Annotated in this window: 12 protein-coding genes and 1 pseudogene; 9 read left to right on the forward strand and 4 right to left on the reverse strand. The window is 65.5% G+C overall.

Annotated features, from left to right (window positions below):
- Positions 1-93: 93 nt before the first annotated feature.
- A complete protein-coding gene (gene dut, locus AC2VON_RS06400) occupies positions 94-558 on the reverse strand; it encodes a dUTP diphosphatase (protein ID WP_486952201.1) in 465 nt (154 codons plus the stop codon).
- A gap of 25 nt (positions 559-583) precedes the next feature.
- On the opposite strand from dut, the gene AC2VON_RS06405 reads away from it, so the two are divergent.
- Positions 584-1,096 carry a DUF3093 domain-containing protein gene (locus AC2VON_RS06405; RefSeq protein WP_486952191.1) on the forward strand — a complete coding sequence of 171 codons (513 nt, stop codon included), beginning with the start codon at positions 584-586 and terminating at the stop codon, positions 1,094-1,096.
- Between the two features lie 25 nt (positions 1,097-1,121).
- On the opposite strand, the gene AC2VON_RS06410 is transcribed toward AC2VON_RS06405, so the two are convergent.
- Positions 1,122-1,424 carry a DUF4193 domain-containing protein gene (locus AC2VON_RS06410; RefSeq protein WP_486952192.1) on the reverse strand — a complete coding sequence of 101 codons (303 nt, stop codon included), beginning with the start codon at positions 1,422-1,424 and terminating at the stop codon, positions 1,122-1,124.
- A gap of 195 nt (positions 1,425-1,619) precedes the next feature.
- On the opposite strand from AC2VON_RS06410, the gene cei reads away from it, so the two are divergent.
- Positions 1,620-2,270, forward strand: a complete 651-nt coding sequence (gene cei / locus AC2VON_RS06415) for an envelope integrity protein Cei (RefSeq protein ID WP_486952193.1) — start codon at positions 1,620-1,622, stop codon at positions 2,268-2,270.
- 13 nt (positions 2,271-2,283) lie between these two features.
- Here the strand turns inward: cei and AC2VON_RS06420 are convergent.
- Positions 2,284-2,477, reverse strand: a pseudogene (locus tag AC2VON_RS06420) (inositol monophosphatase); the annotation flags it as partial.
- Between the two features lie 143 nt (positions 2,478-2,620).
- Here AC2VON_RS06420 and ppgK point away from each other — a divergent pair.
- The 5 genes from ppgK (at position 2,621) to AC2VON_RS06445 (ending at position 7,227) form a co-directional block, all read left to right on the forward strand.
- On the forward strand, positions 2,621-3,430 hold the full coding sequence (gene ppgK / locus AC2VON_RS06425) for a polyphosphate--glucose phosphotransferase (protein WP_486952194.1): 810 nt from the start codon (positions 2,621-2,623) through the stop codon (positions 3,428-3,430).
- Positions 3,431-3,648: 218 nt separating this feature from the next.
- Entirely contained in the window at positions 3,649-5,508 is a 1,860-nt protein-coding gene (locus AC2VON_RS06430) for an RNA polymerase sigma factor (RefSeq protein WP_486952195.1), read from the forward strand.
- Between the two features lie 24 nt (positions 5,509-5,532).
- A complete protein-coding gene (locus tag AC2VON_RS06435) occupies positions 5,533-5,790 on the forward strand; it encodes a hypothetical protein (RefSeq protein WP_486952202.1) in 258 nt (85 codons plus the stop codon).
- A 234-nt stretch (positions 5,791-6,024) separates the two neighbouring features.
- Positions 6,025-6,219 (forward strand): DUF7455 domain-containing protein, encoded by a 195-nt coding sequence (locus AC2VON_RS06440; RefSeq protein WP_486952196.1) that lies wholly within the window; start codon positions 6,025-6,027, stop codon positions 6,217-6,219.
- Between the two features lie 72 nt (positions 6,220-6,291).
- On the forward strand, positions 6,292-7,227 hold the full coding sequence (locus AC2VON_RS06445) for a YihY/virulence factor BrkB family protein (protein WP_486952197.1): 936 nt from the start codon (positions 6,292-6,294) through the stop codon (positions 7,225-7,227).
- On the opposite strand, the gene AC2VON_RS06450 is transcribed toward AC2VON_RS06445, so the two are convergent.
- On the reverse strand, positions 7,214-7,453 hold the full coding sequence (locus AC2VON_RS06450) for a DUF3039 domain-containing protein (protein WP_486952198.1): 240 nt from the start codon (positions 7,451-7,453) through the stop codon (positions 7,214-7,216). The genes AC2VON_RS06445 and AC2VON_RS06450 overlap by 14 nt on opposite strands.
- Positions 7,454-7,513: 60 nt before the next feature.
- Between AC2VON_RS06450 and AC2VON_RS06455 the strand changes: the two genes are divergently transcribed.
- Positions 7,514-7,936, forward strand: a complete 423-nt coding sequence (locus AC2VON_RS06455; RefSeq protein WP_486952199.1) for a DUF3099 domain-containing protein — start codon at positions 7,514-7,516, stop codon at positions 7,934-7,936.
- A 127-nt stretch (positions 7,937-8,063) separates the two neighbouring features.
- Positions 8,064-8,532, forward strand: a 469-nt coding sequence (locus AC2VON_RS06460) for a sigma-70 family RNA polymerase sigma factor (protein WP_486952200.1), incomplete at its 3' end; no start/stop codon positions are given.

Consider the following 8,532-nt stretch of genomic DNA (forward strand, 5'->3'; position numbering starts at 1 on the left):
CTCATCGCTTCGCTCTGCATCGTCGCCGGCGGCGTCTCAACGCCGCTCCTCCTCATCGCTTCGCTCTGCATCGTCGCCGGCGGCGTCTCAACGCTACAGACTCGCGTGTCCGCCAGAGGACCCGTGACCGCCGTCGCCACGGGTTGTGCCCGTCAGCCCAGCCTCGTCGAACGAAGTCACCTCGACCAGCCCGGGAAGTTCGACGCGCTGCACCAGCAGCTGGGCGATCCGGTCGCCGCGATGCACGGTAATCGCCGTAGCGGGGTCGAGGTTTATCAACGCAACCTTGATCTCGCCGCGATAGCCCGCGTCGATCGTACCGGGACTGTTGACGATCGAAAGCCCCACCCGCGCAGCCAAACCGGAGCGGGGGTGTACCAGGCCCACCATGCCGAAGGGAACAGCCACTGCGACGCCGGTCGGCACCAGGGCACGCCGGCCCGGTGCGAGTTCGACATCGACGGCGCTGTAGAGATCGACGCCGGCATCGCCGTCATGGGCACGGCTCGGCAGCGGCAGCCCGCGATCCAGACGAACAACCGTCAGACTGGTCGACACGAGCCAGAAGACTACCCTCAACCGGGTGTCGGGATCGCGCACAAGCTCGCGGCCGTCGCAGAACGTGCGGTATCGCGAGCGACTGCGAGTGCCGTGGTGGTGGTGGCCGCTGGGTCTGGCGGCAGCGGCACTGATCGCCTACGAAGTCGTTCTCGGCGTGCGCGGCCTGCCTGACTGGCTACCGTTCACAGCGCTGTTCGCGGTGACCGCGGTTGTGCTGCTGTGGTTGGGACGCGTGGAGGTGCGGGTCACGGACAGTGACGGCACGGCCGACCGTGACGGCCAGAACGGCCGGGTCGAGTTGTGGGTGGGTGAGGCGCATCTGCCCGTCAGTGTGATCGCCCGCTGCGCCGAGGTCGGACGTTCGGCGAAGTCGGCGGCACTGGGTCGCCAACTCGATCCGGCGGCGTATGTGGTGCACAGGGGCTGGGTGGGGCCCATGGTGTTGCTTGTCCTCGACGATCCAGACGATCCGACCCCGTACTGGCTGGTGAGTTGTCGCCACCCGCAGCGGGTGCTGTCGGCGTTAAGGGACTGAACGACCCTGGGCGTCTGCAGGTAGCTCAGGCCGCGCAGTCGGTACAGATCATCACGCCGTTCTTCTCGCTGGCCAACCGACTGCGGTGCTGCACCAAAAAGCAACAAGAGCAAGTGAATTCATCGGCCTGCTTGGGAACGACACGGACGGACAACTCCTCACCGGACAGGTCGGCGCCGGGCAGCTCGAAGGATTCGGCGGATTCAGATTCATCGACGTCAACCACCGCCGCCTGCGCTTCGTTGCGTCGCGCCTTGAGCTCGTCAAGCGAGTCCTCCGACACTTCGTCAGCATCGGCTCGTCGTGGAGCGTCATAGTCGGTCGGCATCGCCTCTCCCCTCCGTCTCCTGATAAGGCCCTCGTAATCCAGCAAGCAAGAGGCTTTGTATCAGCGTCGAACGCATCTACCAAATGATTCGTGCCCGTATTTCGACCTATTCAACTATGATTTACATCACACTTCATCCCCGGACCATGGTCGTCTGCGGAAACGGCGCCCTTGAGAAGCCTCTAGAGTGCGTATGTGGTCGCGCAAATCACCAAGGGCACCGCGTTCGACAAGCACGGACGGCCCTTCCGGCGGCGGAACACCCGGCCCGCTGTCTATGTTCTGGCGTTGCTGGTGTTGGTCACCAGCGTGATATGGGCGGTTGCGCTCACCCGCTCCACCGATATCCACGAAGTCGCAACATGCAATCCACCGCCGACGCCCGGCGAGCCGGGTCAACCCGGACTGGGGACGCAGGTGGCGCGGGCCACGATGGCCGGCGTCACCCCGGCCAAGTTGGCCGAGACCAAGATCCACGTCCTCAACGCCAGCGGACGGTCCGGTCAGGCCGCCGACGTGGCCGGGGCACTACGGGACCTGGGCTTCGCGCAACCCACCGCCGCCAATGACCCGGTCTATGTCCACACCCGACTGGACTGCGCGGGCCAGATCCGCTTCGGCACGGCCGGTCAGGCCACTGCAGCCGCGGTGTGGCTGGTGGCGCCATGCACCGAATTGTTCCGCGATGACCGCACCGACGACACCGTCGACCTCGCCGTCGGAACAGACTTCACCACCTTGACGCAGAGCGACGACATCAACACGGCGCTTGCCGGCCTGCGTCCGGACTCCAGCGGGCCGCCCGATCCCACGCTGCTGACCAAGATCCACGCCGGCACCTGCTGACCGGGTCGGGGCTTCACTCCGGGATCGGCGCCATGCCACCGAATTGCTCCAACACGGCGATCAGCTCATCGGCGATGCCGGGCGCGGCGGCGGACGGTCACCGGCACCGCCGGCCGGGTGCGCCAAGTCTGCCAGCAACACCCGCGCCCCGGTCTCGGTAGCGATCAACGCCCCGGTCGCACAATCCCACACCTTCAGCGAGCGCTTCGGCCACCGAGTGCAGCTGACCGGGGGGCGTCAGTGTCGAGTGTCGTCACGAACCAATCGCCACACAACCGCCGCGGCGGCAGGCCACCACCCGTTCGCCGGACTAGGGTGTGGGCGAACATCCGTTCCGCCGAGGAGGCCGAATGACCGGTACCGACCCAGTCGCCGGCGCGCGCGACGTCGACGCCGCCGGCGCGTCACCGCAGCGACGTGGTTTCGGCGTCGACGTCGGAGGCAGCGGTATCAAGGGCGGAATAGTCGACCTCGAAACCGGGCAACTGATCGGCGACCGCTATAAGCTGGCCACCCCGCAACCGGCCACTCCTTCCGAGGTCGCCAAAACCATCGCCGCTGTGGTCGGCGAGTTCGACTGGACCGGTCCGCTGGGGGTGACCTATCCCGGCGTCGTCACCGAGGGCGTCGCCCAGACCGCGGCCAACGTGGACAAGTCGTGGATCGGTGTCAACGCGCGCGAGACGATCGCCGCCGAACTCGACGGCCAAGATGTCGTCATCCTCAACGACGCCGACGCGGCCGGGCTGGCCGAAGTGCGGTACGGGGCCGGCAAGGACCACTCCGGGGTGGTCGTGCTGCTCACCTTCGGCACCGGGATCGGCTCGGCCCTCATCCACAACGGAAAGCTGCTGCCCAACACCGAGTTGGGCCATCTGGAGGTGCACGGCAAGGAAGCCGAGCACCGTGCCGCCTCGTCGGTCAGGGACAAACACGGCTGGAGCTACGAAAAGTGGACCAAACAGGTGACCAAGGTGCTGGTGGCCATCGAGAACGCGTTCTGGCCGGACTTGTTTATCGCCGGTGGCGGGATCAGCCGGAAATCTGACAAGTGGGTGCCGCTACTGGGAAACCGGACGCCGGTGGTCCCCGCGGCGCTGCAGAACACCGCGGGGATCGCGGGTGCGGCAATGGCTGCCACCACCGATGTCACCCGCTGAACTTCCGCCCGCTAAGCGGTGCAGCCCCCGCGCTGCCGTTACCGCTGTCGTTGCTGTCGTTGCTGTCGTTACAATGGGCCGCGGCGGCCGCCTAACCGATAGCGGCGACTATCCCAGCTGATATCCAACTGATATTAGAGCCGACATCCGACATACCCAACACTTTCGGTTGCGCATGGCCCGGCACACCGAGAGTCGATCCGAGCGAAGGGACGGACGTGGCAGCGACCAAGGCAAAGCCGACGACCGACAAGCCGACGAAACGCACCGCCACCAAAACGCCCGCCAAGCCCGCCGTCCGGACGCCCGCGAAACGCTCGGTCAACAGGTCCGTGAACCGCGCGGCCCCGGCCAAGAAGGCCACCGGGAGCAAGGTGCGGTCCACCACCGGGCATGCCGCGACCCAGCGCGGCACGGCCACCGCCACCGCCACCGCCAATGCCGAGGCAGCTAAGGCCGGCACACCCAAAACCACCGCCGCCAAGATCCGCAACACAAAAACCACCGCACCCAAGACCCGGGCGGCCAAGCTCACCGCCGCCAAGACTCGCGCGCCAAAGGCCCGCACGCCCAAAACGACCGCACCCAAGACCGGCGCAACCAGGACCGGCGCGCGGAAAGAGAGCGCCACCAAGGACAGCGTGACCGCCCCGGCCGCCCCGACCACCCCGACCAAGGGCCGCGCCCGTAAGAGCACGGCGGGCAACAGCGAAACCAAGTCACGATCCACCACCGGCACCGCGAAAAAGGCAACCACCAGCAAGGACCGGAGCCGCGACATCCCCGAGGCCACAGTCGTCGCTGATCTCGATCCCACGACCGACAGCCTGGACACCGACTCCGAGTTCGAAGCCGAGCCCGGCGACGACGACATCGCCGTTGCCGAGAAAGCCGAGGTGGCCGAGGTAGGAGACACCGACCTGATCCTCCACGACCTCGAGGGGGACGCCGACAGCGGCGATGCCGGTCACGACGGAGATGCCGACATGGACACCGCCCCGGCGACGCCCGCTACTCCAGTTGAGGGGAATGCCGTCAGCGAGGATGACGACGAGATTCCCGAGCCCACCGAAAAGGACAAGGCATCCGGTGATTTCGTCTGGGACGAGGAGGAATCCGAGGCACTGCGGCAGGCCCGCAAGGATGCCGAACTCACCGCCTCGGCGGACTCGGTGCGCGCCTACCTCAAACAGATCGGCAAGGTGGCCCTGCTCAATGCCGAAGAAGAGGTCGAGCTGGCCAAGCGGATCGAAGCGGGCCTGTACGCCACCCAGAAAATGACCGAATACACCCAGATGGGCGAGAAGCTGGCGGTCGCATACCGGCGCGACATGGTCTGGATCTGCCGTGACGGCGATCGCGCCAAGAACCACCTCCTGGAGGCGAACCTGCGGTTGGTGGTGTCGCTGGCGAAACGCTACACCGGCCGCGGGATGGCGTTTTTGGACCTGATCCAGGAGGGCAACCTGGGCTTGATCCGCGCGGTGGAGAAGTTCGACTACACCAAGGGTTACAAGTTCTCCACCTACGCCACCTGGTGGATCCGGCAAGCTATCACCCGGGCGATGGCCGACCAGGCCCGCACCATCCGCATCCCGGTGCACATGGTCGAGGTGATCAACAAGCTGGGCCGCATCCAGCGCGAGCTGCTGCAGGATCTGGGCCGCGAGCCCACCCCCGAAGAGCTGGCCACGGAGATGGACATCACCCCGGAGAAGGTGCAGGAGATCCAACAGTACGCCCGCGAGCCGATCTCGCTGGACCAGACCATCGGCGACGAAGGCGATTCGCAGCTCGGCGATTTCATCGAAGACTCCGAAGCGGTGGTGGCCGTCGACGCGGTGAGCTTCACCTTGCTGCAGGACCAGCTGCAGTCGGTGTTGGAGACGCTGTCGGAGCGCGAAGCCGGCGTGGTTCGGCTGCGATTCGGACTCACCGACGGCCAGCCCCGCACGCTGGACGAGATCGGCCAGGTCTACGGCGTCACCCGCGAACGCATCCGCCAGATCGAGTCGAAGACGATGTCGAAGCTGCGCCATCCCAGCCGCTCCCAGGTGCTGCGAGACTACCTCGATTAAGCGACACTCCCGATTGCTTGGTGGATTGAGGTCAGCTACAACGACGAGGATCGCCTTCACACCGTGGGGGTGAAGGGAATGCCGTTACCTGCCGAGGGCGAGACCTTGTCCGAGGCGTTCGATGATCTCGTCGATGAGATCATCGACTACAACGAAGAATGGGTTGAACGACTCCGATTCTCCCCCAACCATGAGGGCAACGTGCCACTCGTCTATCTCGCGCAGACTATGCCTGGCGACGATGATCTTCATGCTTGGCTAATGGCGCAGGCCGGTGCATAGCTGGCCGGTTGCGACGTACAAGGACCATGAGCGATTTTGCGTCGTGGAGGGCTGGACGTGAAGACAAACGTAGACCGCCGCGGTGATGCGCCAAAGTTGCGCCCCTGATAGTGGTGTAACTGTGGAACCGCGCCGCTGCCCCGAAGGTGAGACCCGACACAGCAACGGCGGGGAACAACCACGTACGCCCGGGCGTCTGAGACACTTGGACGATACGCGAGAAACGGAGGACCTATGAACGCGACGCTGACCAGTCCGGAGCTGACCAGGGCTGATCGGTGTGATCGGTGTGGTGCCGCGGCCCGGGTGCGTGCGACGCTACCATCGGGAGCCGATCTGTTGTTCTGCCAGCACCACGCTAACGAGCATGAGGCGAAACTGATCGAGCTGGCCGCGGTGCTCCAGGTCAGCGCGCCGCTCGAGCCCTAAGGAAGCGGCATACCCGACTCGCCCGCCGGCAGTCTGGCAGGGCCGTCGCTGGTCGGGAATGCTGGACCGGTCATGAGCGAGGAAACCCCGAAGCCGTCCCGACACCACCTCTGGCGTATCACTCGCCGAGCATTGACGAAGAGCTGGGACGACTCCATCTTCTCCGAGTCGGCGCAGGCGGGTTTCTGGTCGGTGCTGTCGTTGCCGCCGCTGCTGCTCGGGATGCTGGGCAGCCTGTCATATATCGCGCCGCTGTTCGGACCGGACACCCTGCCGATCATTCAAAACCGGCTGATCGGCGCGGCAAGCACGTTCTTCTCGAAAAGTGTCGTGAACGAGATCATCGAACCGACGATCCGGGACATCGTGGCGAACGCCCGCGGCGAGGTGGTATCGATTGGTTTCGTCATCTCGCTGTGGGCGGGCTCATCGGCGGTGTCGGCGTTCGTCGATTCCGTGGTCGAGGCGCACGATCAGACGCCGCTGCGCCACCCGGTGCGCCAGCGGCTCTTCGCGCTGCTGCTCTACGTCGTGATGCTGGTGGCGGCGATCATGATGGCACCCGTGGTAGCGCTGGGACCCCGCAAGGTCGCCGACCATCTCCCGCACAGCTGGGCCGACCTGCTGCCATTCGGCTATTACCCCATGCTGGCGCTCGGTCTGCTGCTGGGGATCACCTTCCTCTACCGTGCGTCGTTGCCCAGGCCCCTTCCGTCGCATCGACTCGTCGTCGGAGCGTTGCTGGCCACCACGGTGTTCGTCGTCGCCGCCTGGGGCCTGCGGGTCTATCTGCGCTATATCACCAGCACCGGCTACACCTACGGCGCGTTGGCCACGCCCATCGCGTTTTTGTTGTTCGCCTTCTTCGGCGGATTCGCCATCATGCTGGGCGCCGAACTCAACGCTGCGGTCGAAGAAGAGTGGCCAGCGCCGGCCCCCCACGCCCACCGGCTGCGACGCTGGCTGCGGTCACCCAGGAAATACCGGGAGCAGATCAGCCCTTCTTGAGCTTCTCGTAGATCCGCTTGCAATCCGGGCAGACCGGCGACCCCGGCTTGGCGGCCTTGGTCACCGGAAACACCTCGCCGCACAGCGCCACGACGTGGGTGCCCAGCACCGCGCTTTCGGCGATCTTGTCCTTCTTGACGTAGTGAAAATACTTCGGTGCATCGCCGCCGGTCCCGTCGTCGACGCGTTCGTCGGTGTCAGGGCGCTCGATCGTGTCGGTCCGCATGCCCCATATTGTGCCGTGAAGTCGATCCTTGGGAAAACCTGCTGCGCAGGTGGGCACCAGGTGTGCCACAGTGGAGTGATGAAGCACGGCTCGGAGCTGGGTTTCGACGATGACGGTCGGCCGGTGCTGATCACCGCTGCGGCGCCCGCATATGAGGTGCAGCACCGCGAGCGGGTGCGCAAATACCTGACGCTGATGGCGTTTCGCATTCCGGCGCTGGTCTTCGCGGCGATCGCCTACGGCCTGTGGCACAACGGCTTGATCTCGCTGGCGATCGTGGCGGCATCGGTGCCGCTGCCGTGGATGGCGGTGCTGATCGCCAACGACCGGCCACCGCGGCGCGCCGACGAACCACGCCGGTTCGACGGTGAGCGACGGCGTACCCCCCTCTTCCCGACGGCTCGACGCCTTGCCCTGGAGCACAAGAGGTCCGGCCCGAGATCCACTACCCCCCACGCGCCGCCGAATACCACTGGTTCTTAATACATTCTCACGATCACCGGCGCATTTCCGCACCTCAACCTGCGTGAAGTAGCCGTCAAGTGGGAACTCTGGACTCGTGTCGCGCGTTGTCAGCGGTAGCAGTTCGAGTAGGACATGGGAGGTCACCATGGCGAGTGTCACCATCAGCCGGATCGACGGGGATCTGGATGCTCAAAGCCCCGCCGCGGACTTGGTGCGCGTTTATCTCAACGGCATCGGCAAGACGGCGTTGCTCAACGCCGCCGACGAGGTGGAATTGGCGAAGCGCATCGAAGTCGGTCTTTACGCCCAGCATCTGCTCGACACCCGCAAGCGCTTCGGCGAGAAGCGGCGCCGCGAGCTGGCAGGGGTGGTACGCGACGGCCAGGCCGCACGGCGGCATCTGCTGGAGGCCAACCTGCGATTAGTGGTGTCGTTGGCCAAGCGCTACACCGGTCGGGGTATGCCACTGCTCGACCTCATTCAGGAGGGTAACCTGGGCCTGATCCGCGCGATGGAGAAGTTCGATTACGCAAAGGGATTCAAGTTCTCCACCTACGCCACCTGGTGGATTCGCCAGGCCATCACCCGCGGCATGGCCGACCAGAGCCGCACCA

The sequence above is a fragment of the Mycobacterium sp. TH-M82 genome, assembly GCF_057473605.1.

Coding starts and splice junctions, on each gene's coding strand:
- AC2VON_RS06440 (WP_486952196.1), top strand. CDS start 6,025: ATGAACGCGACGCTGACCAGTCCGGAGCTGACCAGGGCTGATCGGTGT.
- AC2VON_RS06445 (WP_486952197.1), top strand. CDS start 6,292: ATGAGCGAGGAAACCCCGAAGCCGTCCCGACACCACCTCTGGCGTATC.
- AC2VON_RS06410 (WP_486952192.1), bottom strand. CDS start 1,424: ATGCCGACCGACTATGACGCTCCACGACGAGCCGATGCTGACGAAGTG.
- AC2VON_RS06450 (WP_486952198.1), bottom strand. CDS start 7,453: ATGCGGACCGACACGATCGAGCGCCCTGACACCGACGAACGCGTCGAC.
- ppgK (WP_486952194.1), top strand. CDS start 2,621: ATGACCGGTACCGACCCAGTCGCCGGCGCGCGCGACGTCGACGCCGCC.